Annotated in this window: 26 protein-coding genes and 1 pseudogene; 1 reads left to right on the top strand and 26 read right to left on the bottom strand. The window is 60.2% G+C overall.

Annotated elements, in window-relative coordinates; genetic code table 11:
- Positions 1-132 (top strand): annotated as a pseudogene (locus tag JFU48_RS30410) (SOS response-associated peptidase family protein); the annotation flags it as partial.
- 539 nt (positions 133-671) lie between these two features.
- Here JFU48_RS30410 and JFU48_RS00005 read toward each other — a convergent pair.
- The 26 genes from JFU48_RS00005 to JFU48_RS00130 all read right to left on the bottom strand — a co-directional run bounded on the left by JFU48_RS00005 (position 672) and on the right by JFU48_RS00130 (position 22,973).
- The gene (locus tag JFU48_RS00005; protein ID WP_201135536.1) at positions 672-1,466 is read right to left on the bottom strand and encodes a DNA adenine methylase; all 795 of its coding nucleotides are present in this window, start codon (positions 1,464-1,466) and stop codon (positions 672-674) included.
- A 149-nt stretch (positions 1,467-1,615) separates the two neighbouring features.
- Positions 1,616-2,143 carry a lysis protein gene (locus JFU48_RS00010; protein ID WP_201135537.1) on the bottom strand — a complete coding sequence of 176 codons (528 nt, stop codon included), beginning with the start codon at positions 2,141-2,143 and terminating at the stop codon, positions 1,616-1,618.
- Entirely contained in the window at positions 2,125-2,688 is a 564-nt protein-coding gene (locus JFU48_RS00015; protein WP_201135538.1) for a glycoside hydrolase family 19 protein, read from the bottom strand. The genes JFU48_RS00010 and JFU48_RS00015 overlap by 19 nt, the downstream gene beginning before the upstream one ends.
- A 49-nt stretch (positions 2,689-2,737) precedes the next feature.
- Positions 2,738-3,787 (bottom strand): phage late control D family protein, encoded by a 1,050-nt coding sequence (locus JFU48_RS00020; RefSeq protein WP_201137037.1) that lies wholly within the window; start codon positions 3,785-3,787, stop codon positions 2,738-2,740.
- 96 nt (positions 3,788-3,883) lie between these two features.
- Positions 3,884-4,090: a tail protein X gene (locus JFU48_RS00025; protein WP_064596196.1), complete on the bottom strand. Its 207-nt coding sequence runs from the start codon at positions 4,088-4,090 to the stop codon at positions 3,884-3,886.
- Positions 4,065-4,910 (bottom strand): phage tail protein, encoded by an 846-nt coding sequence (locus JFU48_RS00030; protein ID WP_201135539.1) that lies wholly within the window; start codon positions 4,908-4,910, stop codon positions 4,065-4,067. The genes JFU48_RS00025 and JFU48_RS00030 overlap by 26 nt, the downstream gene beginning before the upstream one ends.
- Positions 4,911-4,919: 9 nt before the next feature.
- Entirely contained in the window at positions 4,920-7,580 is a 2,661-nt protein-coding gene (locus JFU48_RS00035; RefSeq protein WP_201135540.1) for a phage tail tape measure protein, read from the bottom strand.
- A 150-nt stretch (positions 7,581-7,730) separates the two neighbouring features.
- Entirely contained in the window at positions 7,731-8,330 is a 600-nt protein-coding gene (locus tag JFU48_RS30415) for a phage tail assembly protein (RefSeq protein ID WP_201135541.1), read from the bottom strand.
- A gap of 13 nt (positions 8,331-8,343) precedes the next feature.
- Complete coding sequence (locus JFU48_RS00045; protein WP_034156538.1) at positions 8,344-8,847, bottom strand: phage major tail tube protein; 504 nt, start codon at positions 8,845-8,847, stop codon at positions 8,344-8,346.
- 12 nt (positions 8,848-8,859) lie between these two features.
- Entirely contained in the window at positions 8,860-10,026 is a 1,167-nt protein-coding gene (locus JFU48_RS00050; RefSeq protein WP_201135542.1) for a phage tail sheath subtilisin-like domain-containing protein, read from the bottom strand.
- A gap of 103 nt (positions 10,027-10,129) precedes the next feature.
- Positions 10,130-10,558: a phage tail assembly chaperone gene (locus JFU48_RS00055; protein WP_242486615.1), complete on the bottom strand. Its 429-nt coding sequence runs from the start codon at positions 10,556-10,558 to the stop codon at positions 10,130-10,132.
- Between the two features lie 2 nt (positions 10,559-10,560).
- Positions 10,561-12,531 carry a phage tail protein gene (locus tag JFU48_RS00060; protein ID WP_201135544.1) on the bottom strand — a complete coding sequence of 657 codons (1,971 nt, stop codon included), beginning with the start codon at positions 12,529-12,531 and terminating at the stop codon, positions 10,561-10,563.
- Entirely contained in the window at positions 12,524-13,132 is a 609-nt protein-coding gene (locus JFU48_RS00065) for a phage tail protein I (protein ID WP_201135545.1), read from the bottom strand. The genes JFU48_RS00060 and JFU48_RS00065 overlap by 8 nt, the downstream gene beginning before the upstream one ends.
- A 1-nt stretch (position 13,133) precedes the next feature.
- Entirely contained in the window at positions 13,134-14,015 is an 882-nt protein-coding gene (locus tag JFU48_RS00070; protein WP_201135546.1) for a baseplate assembly protein, read from the bottom strand.
- The gene (locus JFU48_RS00075; RefSeq protein WP_150751243.1) at positions 14,012-14,338 is read right to left on the bottom strand and encodes a GPW/gp25 family protein; all 327 of its coding nucleotides are present in this window, start codon (positions 14,336-14,338) and stop codon (positions 14,012-14,014) included. The genes JFU48_RS00070 and JFU48_RS00075 overlap by 4 nt, the downstream gene beginning before the upstream one ends.
- Before the next feature lie 5 nt (positions 14,339-14,343).
- Positions 14,344-14,592 carry a hypothetical protein gene (locus JFU48_RS00080; RefSeq protein WP_242486616.1) on the bottom strand — a complete coding sequence of 83 codons (249 nt, stop codon included), beginning with the start codon at positions 14,590-14,592 and terminating at the stop codon, positions 14,344-14,346.
- A gap of 55 nt (positions 14,593-14,647) precedes the next feature.
- On the bottom strand, positions 14,648-15,232 hold the full coding sequence (locus JFU48_RS00085; RefSeq protein ID WP_201135547.1) for a phage baseplate assembly protein V: 585 nt from the start codon (positions 15,230-15,232) through the stop codon (positions 14,648-14,650).
- Positions 15,229-15,741, bottom strand: coding sequence for a hypothetical protein (locus JFU48_RS00090; protein ID WP_201135548.1), 513 nt, complete (start codon positions 15,739-15,741; stop codon positions 15,229-15,231). Before JFU48_RS00090 ends, JFU48_RS00085 begins: the two co-directional genes overlap by 4 nt.
- Positions 15,734-16,399, bottom strand: a complete 666-nt coding sequence (locus tag JFU48_RS00095) for a hypothetical protein (protein WP_201135549.1) — start codon at positions 16,397-16,399, stop codon at positions 15,734-15,736. Before JFU48_RS00095 ends, JFU48_RS00090 begins: the two co-directional genes overlap by 8 nt.
- Positions 16,396-16,716 (bottom strand): head-tail joining protein, encoded by a 321-nt coding sequence (locus JFU48_RS00100; protein ID WP_201135550.1) that lies wholly within the window; start codon positions 16,714-16,716, stop codon positions 16,396-16,398. Before JFU48_RS00100 ends, JFU48_RS00095 begins: the two co-directional genes overlap by 4 nt.
- 2 nt (positions 16,717-16,718) lie before the next feature.
- Positions 16,719-17,714 carry a major capsid protein gene (locus JFU48_RS00105; protein ID WP_201135551.1) on the bottom strand — a complete coding sequence of 332 codons (996 nt, stop codon included), beginning with the start codon at positions 17,712-17,714 and terminating at the stop codon, positions 16,719-16,721.
- A 62-nt stretch (positions 17,715-17,776) separates the two neighbouring features.
- Positions 17,777-18,121, bottom strand: a complete 345-nt coding sequence (locus tag JFU48_RS00110; RefSeq protein ID WP_201135552.1) for a head decoration protein — start codon at positions 18,119-18,121, stop codon at positions 17,777-17,779.
- 2 nt (positions 18,122-18,123) lie between these two features.
- The gene (locus JFU48_RS00115) at positions 18,124-19,272 is read right to left on the bottom strand and encodes a head maturation protease, ClpP-related (protein ID WP_201135553.1); all 1,149 of its coding nucleotides are present in this window, start codon (positions 19,270-19,272) and stop codon (positions 18,124-18,126) included.
- Positions 19,269-20,750, bottom strand: coding sequence for a phage portal protein (locus JFU48_RS00120; RefSeq protein WP_201135554.1), 1,482 nt, complete (start codon positions 20,748-20,750; stop codon positions 19,269-19,271). The genes JFU48_RS00115 and JFU48_RS00120 overlap by 4 nt, the downstream gene beginning before the upstream one ends.
- Positions 20,750-20,956 carry a phage head-tail joining protein gene (locus tag JFU48_RS00125; RefSeq protein ID WP_008087653.1) on the bottom strand — a complete coding sequence of 69 codons (207 nt, stop codon included), beginning with the start codon at positions 20,954-20,956 and terminating at the stop codon, positions 20,750-20,752. Before JFU48_RS00125 ends, JFU48_RS00120 begins: the two co-directional genes overlap by 1 nt.
- Position 20,957: 1 nt before the next feature.
- Positions 20,958-22,973, bottom strand: coding sequence for a phage terminase large subunit family protein (locus JFU48_RS00130; protein ID WP_201135555.1), 2,016 nt, complete (start codon positions 22,971-22,973; stop codon positions 20,958-20,960).
- Between the last annotated feature and the right edge of the window lie 4 nt (positions 22,974-22,977).

The raw sequence follows: 22,977 nt of genomic DNA on the forward strand, positions 1-22,977 counted from the left end.
AAGGACCGCGCCGAGCCACTGGTGTTACAACAAGGCGAACCCACAGAAGCTTTCGAATGGTTCAAGGTCGACCGGGCCATTGGCAATGTGCGCAATCAAGGGAAAGACTTACTAAACCCTAAAGAGGACTAGCGGTCGATTTTCGAGCGCTTTCGGCGACTTAAAACACCTTTTATTTCTTTATTTCTTTATTTCGTCATTTCGTCATTTCGTCATTTCGTCATTTCGTCATTTCGCTAATTCGCTAATTCGCTAATTCGTTAATCCACCATTAAATAAATATCCTTCCGATATCCTTTTGATACTCAGATTTGCAAAAGCACTAGTGCAAGCGTGAAGATATCGCGCCCCTATACACCCTTTGCCCTATGACAGGGCGTTTTATACACCCATCACCCTAGTACAAAGCTCTCCTATACACCCATTGCCCTATAACACCTTACAAGATCAGCTTAACGAGCTGAGACTTGACGAGACGCTACAATTAAAACTAAGGTGCCACCCAAGCAAATCACCACTGCAATATCAAACGGCGCTTCCCAACGTCGCGACCTTATTTACATTACGAGAAGCCAATGAAATACATTAGCTATGCACGCCTTTGCCTTATTTTCGCAATTGAGTTAGTTCGACTGCTGCAGCTTCTCGTTAAGAAAAGTCCATGGTGATAGTTAAAACAATCCTCCCAACGATTCTGGCGCCCAATTCATGATCACCAACTCGCCGCTCACCTCGGCTTTGCCTTGCCGCTGGTTGGTATTGGAGTAACGGATGTCCAAGGTCTCGAAGTGGAATCCTTCGAACACTCGGCGGATGTCCGGGTGATCATTGATGCTGACCATCACCTTGCCTTTGCAGCGGCGCATGAAGTCGGCCATCCGTTCATAGTTGTCGAACGGAAAGTCCACGCCGTACCCGGCGGTCTGCCAGTAAGGCGGGTCCATGTAGTGGAACGTGTGGGCACGGTCGTAGCGTTCAGCGCATTCAAGCCAGGGGAGGTTTTCGACGTAGGTGCCGGACAGGCGCTGCCACGCAGCCGAGAGGTTTTCCTCGATGCGCAACAGGTTGATGGCCGGGGCAGTCGTCGCCGTCCCGAATGTCTGACCCGAAACCTTGCCGGCGAAGGCGTGGTGCTGCAGGTAGAAGAATCGGGCGGCGCGCTGGATGTCGGTGAGGGTTTCGGGGCGGGTCATTTTCTGCCATTCGAACACCTGCCGCGAGCTGAGCGCCCATTTGAATTGGCGCACAAACTCTTCGAGGTGGTTCTGCACGACGCGGTAAAGCGTGACCAGGTCGCCGTTGATGTCGTTGAGGACTTCGACCGGCGATGGCTGGGGCTTCATGAAGTAGAGCGCGGCACCGCCGGCAAAGACTTCAACGTAGCATTCGTGTGGCGGAAAAAGCGGAATGAGGCGGTCGGCCAGGCGGCGTTTGCCGCCCATCCAAGGGATGATGGGTGTAGACATAAAAAGCAAGACCTTTACTGTATGGATAAACAGGTGCTAGGCTCGCCGCGCTTTGTGCACGGAGCAAGAGCCTTGGCTGGACTTGCAGGGACCATCTGCAGGGACGGCGGTCGATCCGGATGTTGACGCATCTGGACCGGCCGCTCTTTTCACTTCGGTGTTGAGACTTCTTTGGCGTATGCCTGGCAGGCCGCGAGGGCAATCAGCCCCCGGTCGCCGTCATCGGTGACGCTGATAATTCGTTGAGCATGCGCTGGGTCAAGTTCGGATCTTGTGGGGCCATGAACCATGCCGCCGGTGGCGGTGGTGGCTGACACCGATCCGTTGCCGGCGCCGAGTAGGACTGACAGGCGCAGATCAGCAGTGGCAAGACGGTCGCGCAGGCGACCTTGATCACGTTGGGCATCACTCAAGGCTCGATAATGGGTTTGTTCACTGGTTGCCAGGCGCTGCTCGAGCGCAAAGCGTTTGTCCTGTTCGGCACGCTGCTGCGCAACCGTGGCCAGGGCCAACTGGTTAAGGGTTTCGGTGTGGAGCCGGGCCTGCTCTGCGAGCTGTTTGCCGTAGCGCCAATCCTGGACTTGCCAAGTAATGGCCGCAGAACCACCGACTAAAACGACCAGCAACACCCCTTTCACCAGCCGATACGGCGCCGGGATCAGTTCGCCGAGACGCATAGCACCGCCCTCGCCCGTCCCCACAACTCCAGCCGATCCTGCAGGCCGTTGAGACCGCCGTTGATCCGGCGGGTGATCGTGTTGAATTCGTTTTGATCGGCCAGCGCGTTCAGCCCATTCACCGACCAAAACCACGCGGCTGACTCGGCAGCCCACTGCGGCAACTCCAGCAGTTCAGGCGTGCGCAGCAATCGCTCGTCACCGAACAGCGCCAAGCTGCAGCGCAGGTAGTTGTCATGGCCAGTGACCTGGATCAGGCCGCGACCGCGATAGCGCTGGCCATCACCATCCGCTGCCGGTGTGTTGCCCAGTTTCGCAGCCAGGTTGCCGGTGTCGTATTTGCTCAGGTACTGGTCGCCGCCCAGTTCCCGGACGTACTGCAGCTGACCCGACTCGTGACCGACTTGCGCCAGAAACGCGGCTTGGCGATTCGGCGTGTTGATCTGTCGATGGGCCATGGCTGCGTTGAGGGCGGATACAAAAACGCCCGCTTGGCGGCGGGCGTTGGGCATGATGCTTTGCAGCTGTTGCTCAGTGATAGGCATACAAACTCCAGACATAAAAAAACCGCACTCAGGCGGCGATGGGATGCGGCTATTGCTTCTCGATGTTCACAACCTTGAGGGGTGTTTTTGGCCCTTTCTTTTTCTTGCCCTTGGATTTACCGGTTTTGCCGGCATTGCATTCGACCGTAGTGGACCATCCGGACTGGGTGAATACCTGCTCAACCGAATCCGCCAGGTATTCGCCATCAAGCCCGACCTTGAACCCCTGAGCGATGATGGGACGCTCGGCGAAGATGTCCGTTCGGCCGGGCATCTCAAGCCGAACATCGGCGGTAGAGCGGTTGAACGCTGACAGACGGGCCTTAGCCGCCGCTTCAGCAGCGGTCTTGTTTGGGTAGATATGGCGGTCGGTATGCACTGCCGGCAGGCCATCAGGAGCGTCATCATTGTCGATGGTGACCACCGCGAGCTTGCCGTTCTTCTTGTCCTGATGCTTGGTCGCGACCGCCTTGTGTGAGTTGCGATCACCGAGACTGAATTGCCAGCGGCTGAGGTCGCGGCGGGTTAGGGTTATTGCACCGAATGCTTTGCCGCTTGCAGTCTGGCCACCTTGGCGCGGCATCACCAACAGCTTGCTGTCGGCGACCTTGGCTGTGCAGTCGTACTGCTTGGCCAGACGGGTGATGAAATTAAAATCGGACTCGTTAAGCTGGTCGACCCGGGCGACCTTAGTCGACACCGGGCACACCGGCTGCCAGCCATTGCGCGCGGCGATGTCGGCCACAATCTTCGACAGCGGCACGTCTTCCCAGCTTCCGCTTCGGATGGTCTTGCCACTGCCACGCATGTCGCTGGCCTTGCCCTTGATCACGATGGTATCCGGTGGGCCTGACACCTCGACCGTGTCCACGGTGTAACTGCCCATTCGCACCAAGGTCGTTTCGGCATAGCCCAGGTAAATCTCGATTGAGCTGCCGCGTCGTGGCAATTGCACTTGCCCATCACGGTCGTCGATACGCAACTCAAACTCATCCGACTCCATCCCCGGCTTGTCCGAGGTACGCAGCAACAACAGCCGATCATTGATCTTGGCCGTGACGTCGGCCCCATCGGCGACAATTCGAAACATCGGAGTCATGGTTTTTTCCAATAAAAAACCCGCACAAGACGGGCCAGAAAAAAAGGTGTCGTTACGCGTAATGCGGCGCGGTGCCGGCGAAGGCATCGCCCCGGGTCAATCCCACAAGCTGACGCCTTCACTGGTCGGACTGGGCAGATCCGGCAGGACGATAATCACGCCCGACCGGAACGGTTGAGGCTCATCGGCCAGCCCCTGATTGGCATCGAGCACGGCCTCGACGCTGCCATTCAAATGGCCGTAAACGTTGTTGCAAATGACATCGAGCATGTCGCCATCAGACGTCCTGCATGTCGTCGCCATAGCGCTCAAACTCCAGAGTGAAGCCCTGTTTGCGAGCAATCCCGCCGTGCAGCAGCGCAGACTGTTCCTCGTTGATGTTTTTCAGACACCACGTTCCGATCACCTCGCCATAGCCCGTGGTCAGGGTCAGCGGTTGCAGCCTGGCCCCGATGGAACGCAGCGTGTCGAGCTGCTTTAAACCGCCTTTGAAGCCCGGATAGATCGTGCCCTTGAGCGTCAACTTTTCATCGCCCATACCGATGGCCTGCTTCGCCGGCCGGCGCGTCAGCCGCTCCTGCGAAGCCCAGCGGAACTCAGTCGAACGGCTCAGCTCATCAAACGCCGCCGTGTCCAGGTTGAAGTAGTACGGCTCAATTTTCGGATCGCGCGGCTGAATGATCATCAGATGGGGGAGCGGCTTTACCGCCTCCGGCGCCGGCGTGGCCTCACCGGCAAAGGAACTGGTGGGCACGATGTTGGCCAGCGACGGGCTGACCTTGCCGGCGACGTTGTTGATCGCCGTGGCCGCCTTGCCCGCCTGTTCCTTCAACGTGCCCAGCCGATCCTGCACTTCAGCCGCCGCCCGGGTGGCGCGGCCGTACACCGCCACCACCTGACCGACCTTGGCCTGAGCCGCGTCGACGCCGCGCATCACCCGCTGAAGTTTGGCGCCGATGGCGGGACCGACAAACGGGATGTTTTCCAGCTCGGATGCCGCGCCGGTCAGTTCGCGGATCGCACCGTTGACCGGGGTCAGCATGCCGTCAGCACTGCGCCGCCCGGTTTCCGCTGCCTCGACCAGGTACTTCAGGCTCGATTGCATCTGCTCCATGTAAGCCATGAAACCTCCTTAGACATGGGGTTCGTCATACAGCTTGGCGGCGTTACTCTTCGCCGCGTCCGCCATCATTCGTTGCATGTGCGGCATCAGGTCCTGCGCCAAGGTCTGCGGGTCTTTCACGTCCCCCTGCACCGTGACCGGCATGTTCAGCGAGTACTGAAACTGCTGATCCACCTTGGCCGGAACTGGCTTCTCAGCCTCCTTGGGCTGGATAGCCAGCGTTGCCGACTTGAGCGGCGCCGTCACCGCCATCGAGCGCGCGACATCCCCCAACACTGGGCCTTGCTGCGCCGCTGACGCCATCATGAGCGGCGTGACTGGCACCGGCGCCTTTGCCGTTTGTTCGGGCTTTTCATCCTCTCCACCGAACAGCGACTTACCCAACGACCCGCCCAGCGCCGCACCGCCCTGACTGCCCAGGTAAGCACCGATCATGCCGCCAATGGCCGTGCCGATGATCGGCACCACCGAACCGATGGCAGCGCCTGCTGCTGCACCGGCCATGGTGCCGGCCAGGTTGCCCGCGGCCGCACCGTAACCTTCGGCTTTTTCGTCCTTGGTCTTGGCGTTTTGAAAGGTTTCAAAAGCCATCGCGCCGGACTCCAGCAGCGTTCCGCCAGGAATGACCTTGGCCGCCTTGCCGACCTTACCGACGGTTTCCGTGACGACGCCGAGCTTGGACAATGCCCCACTTGGAACGGGAGGGACTGATGGCGATGGAATCGAAACAGGGGGACGCGGAGCCGGAACAGATGGACGTGAAACCGGAACAGGTGGACGAGGCACAGACGAGCGAGGACCTCTCGAACTCGGCAACGACCGGCGCCGAGCGCTGCGCCTTGACCCACGTCCACGTCGGCGCGATTCGCCCGACGCATCCACACCGCCACCCATAGCGCCGGCATTGACGACGAAAACCTTCTTGACGCCGTCGTTACCTGCACCACTTTCAGTACCAAGGCCACCGCCTGTTGCCGCTTCCTTCACCCGCGAAACAACATCCAGGCCAGTCGCTACCAGATCAAGTTCTCCGGGTTTTATATTTGGGGCTTCGCTCCCATTCCTGCCACCGCGCGACCCACGCGCAAGGTTTAGCAGCCCCTTGCTGATCTTGATCGTGCTGAAGATACCTTTTAAGGCGATCAGCCCCGCCCCGACCGTGGCGATACCGGCAACCACCCCGGGCGCGCTATCCGTCAGCGACGTAATGCCTTTAGTAACCTTGGTCAACGACTCTGCCACGGTGTCCGTCACCGGGCGCAGCGCATCACCGACGCTGCGCATGGCGTCATCCATTGACTGGGCCATTTCCGCCCATTTCTGCGATGACGACTCACGCCGCTCGGCGAGGTTTTTGTCGAGGATCCCGGTCGCATCACGCGAATCGTTTTTAAGCTGGCTGTACAGCGCCTTGTTCTGCATGTACGCCGACAGCGCGGCCTTGACCTGCATATCGGCGAACAGGTCGCCGGTGCGCAGGGATTCTTCCAGCGAGGCCATCATGGCCTTGGCCTTTTCTGGATTGGCTTCCTTGCTGATTTTCGACGTCGCTTCGGCCATGGCCGCCGCACGCTTCGGATCGGTCGCCTGAATATATTTCTGAGCCAGCGCCATACTGGTCTCAAGCGTCGACATACCGTTTTGCAAACCGGTCTGCATCGATCCCTTGTAATCAATCCCGGCTTTTTCGTAAGCCTTGACCGTATCGGTCGAACCGATTTTGCCCATCCAGTTTTTCAGGTTGTTGGCCGCCTCGTCCGAACTGCCGGCCTGCTTCATCTGCACCTGCAACATGGCGCCCAGTTGCGTCACCGCATCCAAGCCGGTGATTCCGTTGCTGGCCATGTTGGCCAGCAGTTCCGGGAACCACTTGGCCATGTCGGCCGCTTCAAAGCTGCCCGCCTGACCTTGGTAGGCGATCGCTTCCAGCGCCTGCTGCATCTGCTTGGGGTCGGTGATCTTGGCGTTCTGCCCTAGGGCGTTGATCATCTTCGCCGTGTCGACGCCGCTGGATCCCTGCCCAACGACAAACTTGGCCGCGACAGGCGCGTATTCCAGCGCCTTGCTCAAGTCCATACCGGCGCCGACCAACTGATTGACCACGTCGGCCACATCGTTGCGCGCCATGCCGGTATCGCGTGACGTGTCGATGATCTTGCGCGACATCTCCTGCTCTTGCGGCTTGTTGGCAATGCCGGCCTTGATCGCGATGTCACGGACAATCGCGCCAAAATCAGCGCTGACCTTGGCCGGCACCGCCATGGCACCGACACCCACAACCGCAGCACCGACAGCGCCCTTCATGCCCTTTACGCCAGAATCAATCTGCTGATGACCCCTGGCTTTCAGCTCGGCCTTGTTGGCCGTCTGCCCCATCGAGCGATAGGCTTTTTCCAACCGGCCGACCTCGACCCCCTGCTTTTTCAAGCTGTCGAGGTTCGAGTTCAAACGGTTGAGTAATTTGGACGCACCGGCAGCCCCGGTGTCGTGAGCCTTTTTCCATTCTTCGCGCAGGCGGATGGTGTCGCCAATCGTGCGCTGCAGCACCCGCGCTTTGTTGCCTTCAGCCTCAAGGCGCTTGATGCGCCCGGTCACATCCTTGAACGCGGCGCCGACCGTGGAACTGACGGCACCGCCGATCACCAGCCCGAGGGCGAGTTTATTTGCCATGTCATGGCCCTCATGTGCCCAGCACTACCGATGGCGGCTCAATCCGTGAGCCACCACACCATATCCGCGAACGGCATCGACTGGATCTCGGCGGCGGAAAATCCGGTTTCCGCCGCAAGACGTTTCGCCGCCGACTTGATCACGCTGGGGTTAAAGCCCGTCGTCGTTGTCCATGCGAAAATAGCCGGCCTGCAAGCGGTTAAAATCCACCAGCTTCAGCCCCTCCAGATCCGCCACACGCGCACCGGACAATGCAGCAAACAACACCAGCTCGCGCTGCTCATCATCGCCACCCACTTCCCGGTTGGCCGCCCGCACGTCGCCCACGGTCGGCGAACGCAAGGCCAGCTTGTCGACGGTCACGCCATTGATTTCACTCGGACACGACAGCGTCACCAGCACCTGATCGGTGGTCAGCGATAACCACGCCGGCATCGAGTCCGAATAATCGGTTTTCGGTACCAGGTGCGAATACGCCGTTTGCACGCGGCGATAATCCGTCAGCTTGAGGCCTTCCAGATCCTTCAGTCCGACTTCGGCGAGACCGGCGAACAGCATCAGTTCGCGCTGCTCATCATCGCCGTTGGCAGCACGATCGGCCGCACGCACTTCACGCACGGTCGGGTTACGCAGGTTCAACGTCTCGACGTCGACACTGTTGGCCTTGCTTGGACGGGTCAGCGTTACGACCGCGCCGAGCGCACTTAGCGACAGCCAGGCCGGCAGGGTTTTAGCGATTACTTGAGTCATCTGGGTCTATTCCTTACAGGCCGAGCGCGTTGCGCACTTCGAGCAGTTGGTCTGTGCCGTCGATCACCTGAATGCCGGCGACCATGTCGATTTCGTACATCAGGCGCCCGTCAATTTCGAGCTTGTAGTACGTGACCGAAACGGCGTGTTTGATCTCGGCCGCATCACCGGCTTTCCAGTCACCGAGATCTACCTCTTTGAGGCGACCGCGCAGAGTGGCAACGACCGCTGTCACCGCGCCCTTTTGGCCCTTGAAGGCACCTCGGAACGTGGCGTTGAACGCCGTGCCGTCGGCCAGGCCGAAGTACTTCAGCGACTCGCGGCGCACGCCCTTGGTGACAAACGAGGCTTCCATTTTTTCCAGCCCCTGATCCATATCGATGGGGCCGGCCATGCCGCCGCCACGATATTCGTCGGTCTTGGTGGTCACCTTTGGCAGCGTCATGCTCGGCACGTCGCCGGAGAAGTTCACGCCGTCGACGAACAGGTTGGTGTTGTACAAAGTCTGAGGAATCATTGGTTACGCCCCTTAGGCTGCTTCAAGCACTTCGGTCATCCCTTCATTGGTGACCTCAAAAAGAAAGTTCGGGTTTTCGGCCGGCGGCACGTCGGTGAAGCGAATGCGCCAGTACACCTTGCCCTGCTCAATCTGGCTGGCCGTGTTTAGTTCCTGATCAGCGTAAGCCTCGAACTTGAGCACCGCGCCCTGGTTCTTCAGGTCGCGACCGAACGCTTGCAGGCCGTCGGTGACGTCCTTGACGTAGGTCTTGGTGATCGAGCGGTCGACCGCCCATTTGTGTCCGGCCTGCACCGCGTCCATGATGATGAACAGCGTGCGAACGCGGGTAACGAACGCCCACTTCGGATCGCTCGACAGCGTGCGGTTGCCCCACAGGCGGTAACCGTCGTCGCGAATGATCGTGGTGATATTGGCGTTGTTGAGCAGGTTGGCCCGGCAGGTTTCATCGCCGTCCAGGTACTCGACCGCGCGGCCCGTGCCGGTGATGCCGGTCAACTCCTTGTTCGATGGCGAAGCCCAGAAACCGTATTCAGCATCCGTCCAGGCAAACAGCCCCGCCGCCCAAGCCGAACCGGGTGCGTCGACGGTCTTGCTGGTGATGGTGTCCCAGTACTTGACGCCCGGGTCGACCATGAACAGGTTGCGACTGCCGAAGTTCTCGGCGTAGGCCATGGCGGCCTCGTCGGTGGTACCGGGTCCGTCGATGATGCCGATAGCGCGCAGTTTCTGCGCCAAGCTATCGAGCGCCGTGGCCACCGCCTGAGTCGCGGTGTGACCCGGCGCGATCAACAACCGCGGCTGGGCATTGAACAAGCTTTTGCCATCGAGCAGCGCCTGTAGGCCGGTACGCTGACCCGACTCCAGCACGCCGCCGATGATCGCCGAGGTTTGCAGCGCAGGGTCCTCCAGCTTGGCCACGCCGATGGCGACGATCACCGCCTTGGCCTTGACGTAGATCGCCTGACAGGCCTTGGTGATTGCCGAATCGGCGCCGAAGGCGGCAATGGCTTCGCGCTCGGTGGTGATCAACTTCAGCTCGCCCGCCTTGGCCGTACCACCGCCGAGAACGCCCGGGGTGAAGGTGTCGCACAGACCGATAATCGACGACGAGGGCAGCGAGATGGTGCGCGCGCCGGTGTCGACCGACGTGGTCGTGACGCCGTGGAAAAAACTCATAAGGGTCAGTCTCCAGAAACGAAAAAGCCCCGCAAAAGCGAGGCTGTGAGGGTGTTGGTGTAACGCGTAAAGGAATGAAAAACGCCCCGTCAGTGAGGGGCGTTTAGGTGGTTTGTGCTGACAGCCAGGTCGGCGCCGGCGGCCGGTGTTCGGCGAGTGGGAATTGATCCCCTTGCGGCCAGTCGCGCAACAGCCGGCGGTAGCCTTGCAGCTCGGTATATTGCTCAGGCGTGATCGAAGTCGACCCGCCTTCTTCGACCTCGTCGCGATGGCGTGAAACCAGAGGATCAGTAGCCGCCAATTGCCGATCACGCCAAACACGCTCGGCAGCGGCTAGCACCTCAGCGCTCGGCGGCGGCGGATCGATCAGGACAGGATAACCAGACTCGTCAGCAGCGATGGCCATTCCAGCAGACTGCCCATCTAAGAGCGCGCGGTGACTTTCGCGGGAAACTTCAACACCATCTTCTGGAATAGCCCCATTAATGTCGGTGTCATAGAAGCCAAGCCCAGTTGCACTAAAGAAAATCATGGTCAATACCCCCATACGCGCCAATAGATGGTTGGAATGACCGACGTGGTCGGTCCCGAGTTCGCATTGACCAAAATGCTATTGAGGCTGCTGCCGTTCTTTCTCACCCCAGCAATAGAAAACTCCGCCGCCCCGGCTTGTGCCGAGTTGGCTACTGAGACTCCAGCCCCGAAAATCGCGTTGGGGAACACGATGGGAAGGAGGATGGTTAGCTCCGCATTGTCTTGAACAGAGACCGTTCCCCATTGATCGATCAGACCTGACGGATGCCTCTGGTAGCCGTTACTCGAAAGAAGCGCAAGCCCAGACCCACCAACGGCAAGCCAGCCCGCCCCCCATGCGATGAACTCCGTCGCAACGCCGTTACCCAACAGCACATTGGGCGAACCCATCTGATTGCCATTAGGCCCGGAAATGTTGCCGTTGATGGACCTTACAGTACAGTTGGTCATTGCTGCCGCCTGAACATAAATCCGACTGCCAGCGGGCAGCAGCGTGGCATCAGGCAGCGTGAGAAGGATGGACGTCGCGTTTGCATAGACGTACTTACCGACATCGGCCGCCGTCAAAACAGTATTTACCGCGTAGGCAGCGTATCCGGCCAAGCTACCCGCCGCGCGCTGCACAAACTCAGTTGTTGCTAGCGCCTTGGTGCTGTCGAACTGAGGCCGAGTTGTGAAGCTCTCCCCCGCCATGATGCCGGCAAAACGCAGCGCAACAGTGCCACCGATCAGCCGCCACTGATCTTGCAGTCGAATGAATTCGGCGGTGTCACCCAGGCTCAAGACCAGAGGGCCAGCAATACCGGTTGAGGTGTAAACCAGATCGGCCCCATCCCCGATAATTCTCAGGCCGCCAGAGCCCGCACAGACCAGCGCTACAGTAGCGCCCTGCGCGATTCCAGCCGTAGGCGGCAAGGTCGCGGTGAGCTGTGCCGCACCCGAAAAGCTGTGAAGACCGCCTACGTGCGCAGCAGTAAGCGCCAAGTTCGCGCTATTTGTGGTGAAGCCCGAAAACTCGACCCCGCTGCGCTTCACGAACTCAGCCGTAGCCAGCAACTTGCTGCTGTCAAATTGCGCCGGCGTCGGCGCCTTGGGGCTTCCGACAAAGATCGGAGAAAACAAACGGGCGAGACCGTCGGTAATGTCCTTGAACGTCAAGGCAGTGACGCCTACAACAATCGCGCCATCTGTCACCAACTGCCAAATCGTGTCGGCCTGAGTAGCACCCGCCTCAACCGCCAGCGTCATATTCGGCGTGACCTTGGCATTGCTGTCGGCATCACTTGCCCGCGCCCAGGCACCGGCCGCCACCACATACGGCCCGTTATCCTTCGCCATCGTTTGGTTCTTTACCAACACCCGGTCGCCGGCGTTCAGCGAAACACCATCCACCACCTGCAAACCGAGCAGAGCAATGTTGGCCGTCGTTGCGGCGCGCACAGATTGCTTGATGTCGAGCCTGCTCAACTCGTCAAGAAGACGCGAGTCAACATATTCGCGGGTAGCCAGTACCACCGCTGGGTCAATCTTGAGCGTGATATTCCCGGCGTTGCTGACCACAAAGTTCATGCGCACGATCTGCGTGCGGCCAGAGCCTTGCGACAACAGCGGCTTGAAGCTTGGCGCGCAGTTGGCCACCGCCACCAGATCCCCGTCGGCATCGTAAAGGCCGATTTCGCGGATCCACTTACCACCTTCATCGGCCGGGATGATTTGCTCGGCGATGATCACCGCCGGATTGACCGGGTCGATCTTTAGTTGGTTGAGCGGCTTGCGGCGCCACTCATTTAGCAGCTTGGATTGACCGGCCGACGGCACTGGATTAGGCGGATCGGCCAGCCCGCCCGGGTTGGCATCGCCAACGCCCATTTCGGTGAGTTTCCAGGGAATGCCAAGCGCGTCGGCGTTCGCCTGCTTGGCCATCCCCACGTTCGTGAGGATCGCAAAAAACTGCGAGTTCGCATCAATCATAATAAACGTCCAGGGTGTCTATGGTGTGTTCGCGGCCGACCACGCCAAAGCTGCCAGTGACCTCAATGTCACGCATGACGGGTGGGTAAACGTCGATTTCGTCGCCGTCGTAGAGGGACACGGCAATGTCCAGATTCCCTTGGGTCTCAAGGCTGATGGCCAGCCCGGTCAGTTGCCGTGTGACGGGTTTGGCATCGTCAATCAGGCGCTCCAGCTCCTGATACATCTCCTCGGTGATGCCTGTGTCGAGAACGCCCACCTTCAGCGCGAAGGTGCCGGGCACGCCTTCCGGCACCGTCTGGAACCACTCGACGATCTCGATCAGATAGCCCAACGGCTCGACGACGCGGCGCAGAGCGCCGATGGTGCCCTTGTGTTTGTGGATGTAATACGACGCCTTGATGGCCGCGCGCTTGGTAGCCTCGCTCCACCGGTAATCCCAGCGATCCACCGACCACGCCCAGGCCAGGTGCGGCAGTAAATGAACGGGGCAGGTATCAGCGTTGTAGAGGTCGCGCAGAGGGACAATGGTCTTTTCGAAGAACGCGGCCTCCATGGCCCGTTCCAGTTGCGTGCTGTTGAGCGGGAGGAGACTTTTCATATCAGCCCGCCAGCCTCACGTTGTAGCGCATACAGAAAGCCGCTTGTGCCTTGGTCGGGGCCAGATCCTGCCAACCGACCAGCTCAACCCGGGCAACGCCGGCAACGTGCAACTGGGCGTCAACAGCGGACCGGGCGACCTCGACACCCAGCCGCTTGCGGGGATTGATCCAGGCTGCCAAGCGGCTTTTCGCCTCCGCCAAACTGGCATCCGCTTCTGGGCCGGCGCCGGCCATGTGCAAGATGGCGTCAATCTCGTAACGGATCACCTCTGCGCTCTGCACAGTCACCCGATCACCAACTGGCCGAACGTCATCGTCATTCAACGCAGTTGCCACCGTCGCCAGGAGCTCCGGCGGCGCTTCGCCTTCCCCGTCCAACCCCAGCACCGTGACCGTGACGTAACAGGGCGCCGGGCTTTCGGCCGTGGCATCTGCGACCAGGCCAGAGGCGTTGCGTGCATGCAGGATGTAGCTGTTACGCGGGCCGGCCGTGGTCAAGCCCTCATAGGCCAACTGGATGCGCTCGCGAAACGGGTCGTCGTCTTCCATGACCTTGGGCACCGGTGGCACCGCCAGCAGATCCTCGGCCTGAATGACCAGGCGCGTCAGATTGACGTTCGCGCCCAAGTGATCGAGGTCACCGCGAATAGCATGCGCCAGCAACAGCGCTTTGCCGGCGTCATTAACGCGAGCGCGGTTGCCGACTTTGTTGTAAGCCCCGACCTCAAGCACTTTGACCACGGGATCGCTTTCCAGCGCGGCCGTCCAGTTACCTCCCATGTACCCGCGAAACACGCTCAGCCCGTCCTGATAAACCTCTTCGAAGTCCAGAGGCTCCAGCACGGTCGGCGCTGGCAGCGACGACAGATCTACGGTACTCATGCGGCCACCTCCAACGTGACGCTGTCGCCCAGGTACTTCCCGACGATTTGCAAATTGATTTGCCCGCCAATGACGGAAATGACCCGCACCTGATCCAACTTCAAACGCGGCTCCCAGCGCTCCAGAGCGCGGGCAACCTCAGCCTGTACGGCGCTTTTCCAGCCCTCGTTAACGGGCAAATCGACAAACCGACGCAGCTTGCTGCCGTACTCCATGCGGTGCCGGCGACTGCCCAGCGGCGTGCTCAAGATGTCGGCAATGGATTGCCGTAGATGCTCGATGCCGGATATGGGTAGGCCGGTCTGGCGATCCATTCCGATCATCGATGTCACTCCTTGAACGGCTCGTATTCTTCGCTGGCTTTCAGGAACTTGACCGCCTCGATGTCGGAGGCCGGCACCACGACCGTCGCCTTCTCCACCGGATAGGAACGGTCAGTACCGGGCACAATCAGCAGTCGCGACGTGTAGAGCTTGTCGCGGAATTTCAAGGACTCAGGCGATGAGTAAGTTGAGGATGGCAATGCTGGTTCCGAGGACGTCTGCGCATCGGTTGAGGTCATATCGATCTTGGCCATGTGGTTCTCCAGGCATGAAAAAGCCCGCACTTGGCGGGCTGGATGAATGTTTGGGTTAATGCTTGTGGTGGTTGTCGCTGTTGCCGGCGGCCATGATGTTGCCAGCGCCGTCGATGTTGCCCGTTACGGATAACGCGCCGTCGATATTGACAGGCCCTTTGATATTCACGGTCGCTTCAAGATCAATCGTTCCCGACTTCACCGTTACCGCGTTATCCGTAACGACGACGTCCGTGCCGCCGACCTTGATCGCCACCGTGCCACTCGGCAGGGTGATGGTGTAAGACTTGGCCTGCCAGTCGTAGACCAGCGAGCCGCCATCATCAAAACGCCAGACCTCGACATGGTCGCGATTATCTGGCGGCGGTCCGGCATTGCCATACAAGCCCGGGACAAACGTGCCTTGTGACACGTCACCGCTCGGACTGATCAAACTGCCCTGCTCGCCCAAAGACGGCGCCCGCCAGTGCCTGGCCTTGCCGGCGGCGATGCTGTGCCACCGCACCCAAGCGCTGACCCATTCACTGCCGTCCGACACGCGACACACCGGCGGCGAAGCGGACAGATCCACCGCGACCACGTAGCAAGCCTTTATCGCCCCCGCGATCATGCGGTCATGCTGCGCGCTTGCGTAACTCACGGCAGATCCTCGGGCTTGAATGGCCCGTCACCCGGATCGACTTCAAACACCAACGACCCCGGCGGCTCGTCCGGCCACGGCCATTCCTCAAGGCCGAGATAAACTTGCTGAGTCCACTCCACCAGCCACACCGTGTATCCATCCAGGTGCGCCTGGGTCCAGTCCTGCAGCGATTGCACAAACTCGGCGGGTTCAACTGCCAACCCCCACGTCTGCGAACGCAGCAGCACCGCCAACTGCGTCGCCAATTGCACGGCCTGTTGATGATGGTGCGGCTTGATCGGGTCAACAATGATCCGAGCCTCGAACTTGCAGACCAGCGAGGTTTCGCCGGTGCCGATATCGGTACCCGGCTCGATCTCGGCCACCTCCAGAAACACCGCTGGCAGCAACACACGATCCTTAATGTCTGGCCAGGCTGTGACGGCCTGCACGCCAGGCAAGTGGGTACGCAGATGCTGTTCTACCGCCCGATAAAGCTGGTCCAGGCTGAACGGTTCGTCAGACATTGCCGATCCTCTTGAGGTATTTCTGCAGCTCAAAGTTGAGTTCTTGTTTGAGAATCGCCAACAGGATCTCATCTGCCTTTTTGACCCAGCTGTCGAAATGCGGCCGGGCTTGCTCCAGCGACACCTTGGCTTTGGCCAGCGGGAAACGACTACCGTTTTCGGCGACCCAACCCGAACTCGGCCCGCGACCGGGGGACACCGTGCTGTCGGGGTAGTCGTCCGCGTTGAAATGCTTGCTGGCTGTGCGGATCCAGATGTCGGGCTTGTTGCCATAGACCTTCTTGAGAAAGGCACCTTGGTAACGCCGCCCCGCCACCGACACACCGCTCCCGGTCTGCCGCGCCCGGCCGATCCGGCTGGATTCGATGGTGTTCAACCCGAACCACAGTTTGCCGCTCGCGGCCGCGCCGGAAACTGGATAGCTGCGCAACCGCTGACGCACCGCCGCTACGGCAATGCGCTCTGACCGGCTGACGGCTCGGGCGATGTGCGTGCGCAACCGTCCCAACGTCTTGTTGATCGCGCGCCGATGCGCCGCAGCAGCCGCTTTCGGCACCACCTTTGCAAAGTCCTGGAACGCCTGAAAATCTGCGGCCGAGGACTGGATAGAGATCATCCCGCCCCCGGCCGAGGGTTTGAAATAGCTGCCGACGCTCATGGCCGCAACCTCAGAATCAGGGCGACCAGACCGTCGCCGCTCGGTTCGAGCTGGATCAGGTCGTAGTCACCGCCGCCATCCAAGGCAGGCAAATCGACGCTGACCAGCATGCCTTGCTCCAGGCCGTGCGAATCGCTGACGCGGATCTCGAAGCGCGGCTCGCGCAAACCAGTATTGAGCTTGCCGAACTTGGGTTGCAGCCAGGGCGCGGCAAACATGCCGAACACTGGCTCTTCGCGACCCTCGATCCGCGCCGTATCGCCCAGCGTTTCGAACACCACCGCGTCGACGTCGGCGATCAGATCACGAAAGCCCACGGTCAGAGTTCCAGCAGAATCTGGGCGCGCGGTCGAGTGCACAGGTGCAATGGGTTGGACTGGGCCTCACCGGCCATGCCTTTGTTGAAGGGCAGCGGCTCGATCATGCTGTAGTACGGAATGCCCTGAGTGTTGACCGTTTCCATGTAGTCGGCCGGCGCGAACACCGAGATGTACAGATCGGGCACGCCTTCAGGCACCAGCAGCGCCTTGTCGTCGTGGACGAAAGACACACCGGCGACCTTGCCACGGTAGCGCTCCCAGATGATGCCGCCGAACTCGAAGCTTTCCCGGGCGTCGCCGCGCAGGGCTGCTGCCTGCTGGCTGTTGAGGTAGGTCTCTTTGACCGACTTGTGAACGATCAGCTTGTTCCAGAAGTTCTTGCCGCAGAAGGCGCGAGAACCGGTGCTGGTCACACTGCCGAGCGCGTCTTCCTGCATGTCCAGCGCTTCACCGCACTTGACCCGCAGCTCCGTGCCCGCATCCCCCAGGCCCATGGACATCTTTTGGCGCTCCACACCGAAGCGGTCATAGAGATTCAGCAGTACGGTCTTGCCATCGGCGTCGAGGATCTGGCCATTCAGTGCGCCCATGCGCTGAAACTCGTGCGTGGCGTCCAACTGGCGACGGGCCTTGGCCAGGCGCGCATTGACCACGTCCTGCACTGCCTGCAGCTCAGTGCGAGTACCGAAGGCACGGATGCCTTGGATCTCGTCAGCCTTGATCGTGAAACGCTCCGGCAGGTGCACGGTGTTGAACGGGATCAGGTTACGCTTGCTCGCAGCAACCACCAGGCCAGAACCACCGCGCTCACCGGCCGGCACCAGTGCCAGGGTGTCACCGTCCTTTTCAATCTGCACGGTCAGGGTGGTAATGCCTTCCTCGCGAAACAGGCCCAGGGCGCTGATGCGGCCCGGCAGGTAGGGTTGATCATTGAGTGCAGCGGTCAGCGAGGTAACGGTAAACGCTTCGTCTTCAAAAATGGCGATATCGGCCATGGGTACTCTCCAGAAACGAAAAATCCCGCACGCGGCGGGATGCATACAAATAAAGGATCGACTTAGCGGACGATCACGAAATGGGTGGTGAGTGCTTTCTCGGCGGCCAGATCGAGGCCGGTCAAATGCGCTTCACTGACCTCGGCCAACCGCACCACGGCGCGACCGCGACGCACCACATCGGATTCACCCAGCGGGCCGTAGAGAATGGCGACAGCGTTTTCGGTACCGTCCTCAGCAGTCGGTTCGTAAGGTGCGAATTCGCCGGTGGCGGTCACCAGCCCGAGAATTTGTCCCGGCCACAATGCTGGCCCCGCCGCTACGTTGATCGCTTCGCGCGAGATCGTGCCGGCGCCCTCAGACAGCAGGAATTCACCTGCGTGCATCGGTTCCTGTTTGATGGTCATGCTCATGCTCCTTTCGCGCCACGCGCGGTTCCAGTTTGAGCCGCTTGGCGAGCAGCCCAAATCGAGTTGGGGTCAGGTTGTTTGGCCAGCACCTTGGGTGCCGGGTCGTCGGCCAGCGGCAGACTGTTGTCGATTTCAAAGCCCTTACCGCTGGTGACGATCTTGTCGAACAGACGCGCCCGCACCGCCGGCGTATCCAGACCGGCCGCGACATACTCGGCACTGAATTCCGGCAGACGAGCGGCCACGCAGAGGTCGTTCACCGCTTTGGCGCGTGCAAGGCCGGCGAGAACGATCTCTTCGCTTTCGAGCTGGGTGGACTTGAGCAGAGGCTCGATCAGGTTGCTGATGCCCGCCGCCGTGCAGCGCTGAGTGATCAGCAGCGCCAACTTGGCCGAGTCGACAACAGGCGGCACCAGCGGTGGATCGACAGGTTCGAGTTCGGGATCCGATTCAGGTGGCTCATCGAGCTGGGCCAGCAATTCAGCCGGTGCGTTCTGGAAGCGTTGCAGCACCGCGCCTTGGCCGAGACACGCTTTGACCTTGACCCCGTCGCCCACTTCATCAGCCAGCCCCAAAGCCACCGCTTCGTTGGCAGTCAGCCAAGTTTCAGCCGCCACCAAACGCCGCAGCTCCACCTCATCGATACCGGGTGCTTTAGCTTTGTACGCGGCAATGATCGCTTCCATGGTCTGGTCGAGGACGTCGGCGACCTTGCGGAAGTCTTCCGCATCACCGGCGGCGTAGGTCCATGGGTTGTGAATCATTAACATCGCGTTGGAAGCGATCACCACGCGGTGGGCACCGCACACAGCCACACTGGCTGCACTCGCTGCCAGTGCATCGATCCGGCCGGTGCAGCGTTCGCCCAAACGCGACAGCGCGTTGTGCATGGCCAGCCCGTCGAACAGGTCACCGCCGATACTGTTGAACGCGGCGACCACCGGCGACACACCATCGTCCATGGCGCGCAGATCCTGCACGAATTGATTGGCCGTGATACCCCACGCGCCGATCTCGCCATAGACGAAGACTTCGATCACTCGCTCGGTGGCCTCGCCGCTGGCATGAACGGCGTACCAGGTCTTGTCCTTGACCTCGACGTGTTTGCCGGCGCGGTTGTAAATACGCGGTTTCGCGCTTTTGCTCATGATTGCTCCTTGTCGTCGGTGTCTTCGACGGCATCCAGGGTGTTGTAGTTGAGGCCCAATGCGGTGGCCCGCGCGAGATCGGCGGCGTTTTCCAGATCGACCGTCTCGGCGTCGTAGCCAGTACGCAAGACCATCTCGCTGCGCGACGAAAACCCGGCCCTCACCTCCATCGTGCGTGCTTGCACGTCCTGCACCGGCTGGATGTAGGCCCAGCCTTGTGGCACCCAGCGGGTGCGCAGGTACTTGCGGCGCTTCTGTGCGTAATCGTCCAACACCAGGACACCCGACAGCACCGCCATGTCCATCCACGCCGCCCGTACAGGGCGGCAGAGCTGGTGCACGTACACGCTGAATTGCAGTTGTTCCAGGCGGCGCCGAAACTCGTTGAGTACCACCCGCAGTGCTCGGTCGTTGATCCCGCGCATGTCACCAGTGAGGATCTCGTAAGGCGTGCCCGACCCCGCTGCCGCAGCCATCAGTTGTTGCCGCATGAAGTCCGGGTAGTTGTTGCCGGCGTCTGGTGGTTTGGAGAACTCAACCTCCTCACCTGCCCCCAGTTCCTGCATGGTGCCGGGTTCGAGCGCGACCATCGGGGTGAAGCCGTCGCGGTCCAGATCGAGCGGCTGACCGGTCACCGGATCTCTGGGAAGGGGTCCCGAGTCCGGCGCTGGACGCTTGATGAAACCGGCAAACAGGTTGGCCACTTCCTGACGGAACAGTACCGCGTCGTCGTAGTTGTCGAGACTGCGTAGACGCTTGAGCACCGGCGACAATCGCGGCACACCGCGCAACTGACCAGGCTCCACCGGTTCGAAAATGTGCAGCACCTGAGCCGACGGCACGCGGACTAGCTGGTTGTAACCGGCGTTCAGCGACGCTGCATCGCGCGGATGCGACATGTACATCCAGTACGCCACCCGCTTGCCACCGGGAGTGAACTCGATACCGGCGCGGATGACGTTGCCGTTTTTGGTGCTCTCGAATTTGTCGTGCGGCACGAATTCCGGCGCCAGGATTTGCAACTGCAGCGGAACCGCCAAACCGTCATCCAGACTGCGAGGACGCAACCGCACGAAGCATTCGCCCGAGGTTTCAACAGTGCGCGCCACCAGCGCCTGCTGGCCGTAGAAGTCGGTACGGTCATCCGCATCCGACTCATCGACCCAATCTCCCCACAGCTCCTGCAGCAGTTTGCGCAGAGCATCGTCGTCGGTCGTTGGCCTCGGAGTGATGCCCGTGCCGATCAGGTTGCTGACACGCTTGTCGATGACATTGAAGGCATACGGGTCGTTGCGAACCGCCGCCCGCGACCGCGACCGCAGATTGCGCAGGGCCGGAGTGTTGATGCTGTTGATCCCGTTGTCAGGAGCGTCCCAGCCAGTGGAGCGGCGCCCTTCTCCAGCGCCTTCGTAACTGGCCTTGATATTGGACGGCAGCACAAATCCGTTACGGGTCAGCGTTGGGAAGTGTCGGGCCATCAGACCCCCTTCCCAGCATGGTACAGCCGAACCACGCGCGAACGTGGCCCAGCTGCACTTGCCAACGAAGAGCGTATTTCCTCGCGCGCCTTGAGCAATTCATCGACCGTGCGGTATTCGACGGTACGGTCGGTGTAGCGCACAGTTTTCTCACCGCGAGCAATGGCTGCCTCAACCGCGTCGAGGTGCTTTTTTGTAAAGGACATATCAGCGTCTCTTCAGATAACCGCTGGCAGAGCTGCGGCGTTGAGGGGGTGCCACAGGGCGCGGTGTCGCGACCGGTGCAGCAGGTTGAGGTGCGGATTTCGCGGAAGCGACAACTGTCGCTGGTGGAACTGCCGTGGTAATGCGCGCGTCATGAACGGTCTTCGCAACCGGTGTGTCATCAAACAATCCAGATTGCGCTAACGAATGTCGCACGCGTTCCCAGTCATTTTCTTGATAACGATTGATGCCCATGTAATGCGCCATCGCCAAGCAATACACCATGAGGTCGAGGGCTTCGTTACGCTCTGCTTTACCCTTGATCCACTCGATGCGTTTGTGGCCGCGCACGTAACGAGCGACCTTGCGTTCAGCCACGCACTGGGCGAAGAACTCGTCCGGCAGGTCATTGGCAAAGTGAAGCGAGCCAGGACCGTCCGGGAACGGGTAGCGGTTGTAGATCCAGTCTTTGGCGGTGTCGGTACCGACGAACCACAACTCGGCGCCGTTGCGTTCGGTCTGGCCCTTCCATGTAACGTCAACCATGGATGGGCGCTGTGCAATCACCGGTCGACCCGGCTTGCTCGCACCCTTGATGGCGAAGATATTGCGCCAGCGGCGAACGCGGCAGAACTGATAGACCTCGTCGGTGTGATGACCACCGGAGTCAACGCCAGTGGCGAGAATGGCTAAACCGACACCGCAGGGATGCCGATATCGGGCCTTGAGTTTCTCGTCCAGAACGGACCAGGTGCGCTCGTCGGCCGGGTCGCCCCAGATGATCTGGTGATCCACAACCCAGCGTTCCATGCCGACGCCGAAGCCCATCACCATCAGTTCCAAACGGTTGGCCTGAACGTCGACAGCGCCGGTCAGCATCAATACACCGACCGGCATCGTACCGAGAGTGTAGGTTTCGAGACGCGCCCGAGCGATCAGTACTTCGGCCTTGGTTTGCTCTTGCGCACTGTCCCAAACCTTGGCTAAGCGAGTGTTGTAGAACACTTGCATAGGTTCCAGATCGCCTTTGTTTTGAGCGATTTTTGCTTTCTCAAACTGCATAGCCAAGGTGCGCCAGTCCATCCAGCCGGGCGGTGAATAGAGTGCGTTAAGGTGGAATCCTACCGTCTCGCCATCGCCCTCAGCGTGCGCGCGCCATTCGCCTTTGGCGAGCATTTCACCTTTATGGTGCTCCTCAATCAGCACATCACATTCGGCTCCAGAGCACTCGTAATGCACGGTGCTGAAATCGTCGCTGTAGTGAAGACGTTCCCACTCCAGTACCTGCATTTGACCGCAGTCTGGGCATGGCACGTAGTAGTGACGCTGGTCGCTACCTTCAAAGAGATCCGCAATCCGCGAAGCGCCTTTGATCGTTGGCGAACTGGAGAAATAAAACTTGGCGTTGCGACCAAAAGTACTCGCTCGCGTCTCCGCCAATTCGATGGGGTCCCCCTCCTCCCCGATGTCGACTTCCCAGCGGTCAATTTCATCGCCGTAAATGTAGCGCGCCGACAACTCTGACAAGTTTGCGGCAGAGCCGGCTGTGGTGACATACAGCGATCCGCCCTCAAACTCCTTGGTGTCCATCGTGTTGACTGCATCACGCCCGGTCGCGATGCGCTCACGTAAAACGGGCGTGGCTTTGATGGTCTTTCCGATCCGCGACGACACACGTTTGGCCAGGCCTAAGCTTGGCAGCAAGGTCAGGATATTTGACGGTGCCATGTGGATCAGCCCACCGATCCAGTTCAGCGCAATCTGGGTTTTCATTAGCTGCGAGGCCACCATAGTGACTACACGTTTGCTGCGATGTGCCGGTGACAGGCAACGCATAGGCTCGCGAGCATAAGGGGTCCGGGAGGTGCGGTACCGTCCAGGTTCAGCAGCACCCGTATCGCGCGGAATGCGCATGTACTCGTCAGCCCATTGATCGACCCACAGCTCAGGCTCTGGGCGCAGGCCACGAAAATACGCCGCCCGGTAAACCTCGGCGCCGTCTGCAAGTTTGGCATCCATATGA

This window comes from Pseudomonas sp. TH49, assembly GCF_016650625.1.
Classification (GTDB): Bacteria; Pseudomonadota; Gammaproteobacteria; order Pseudomonadales; family Pseudomonadaceae; genus Aquipseudomonas; species Aquipseudomonas fluorescens_H.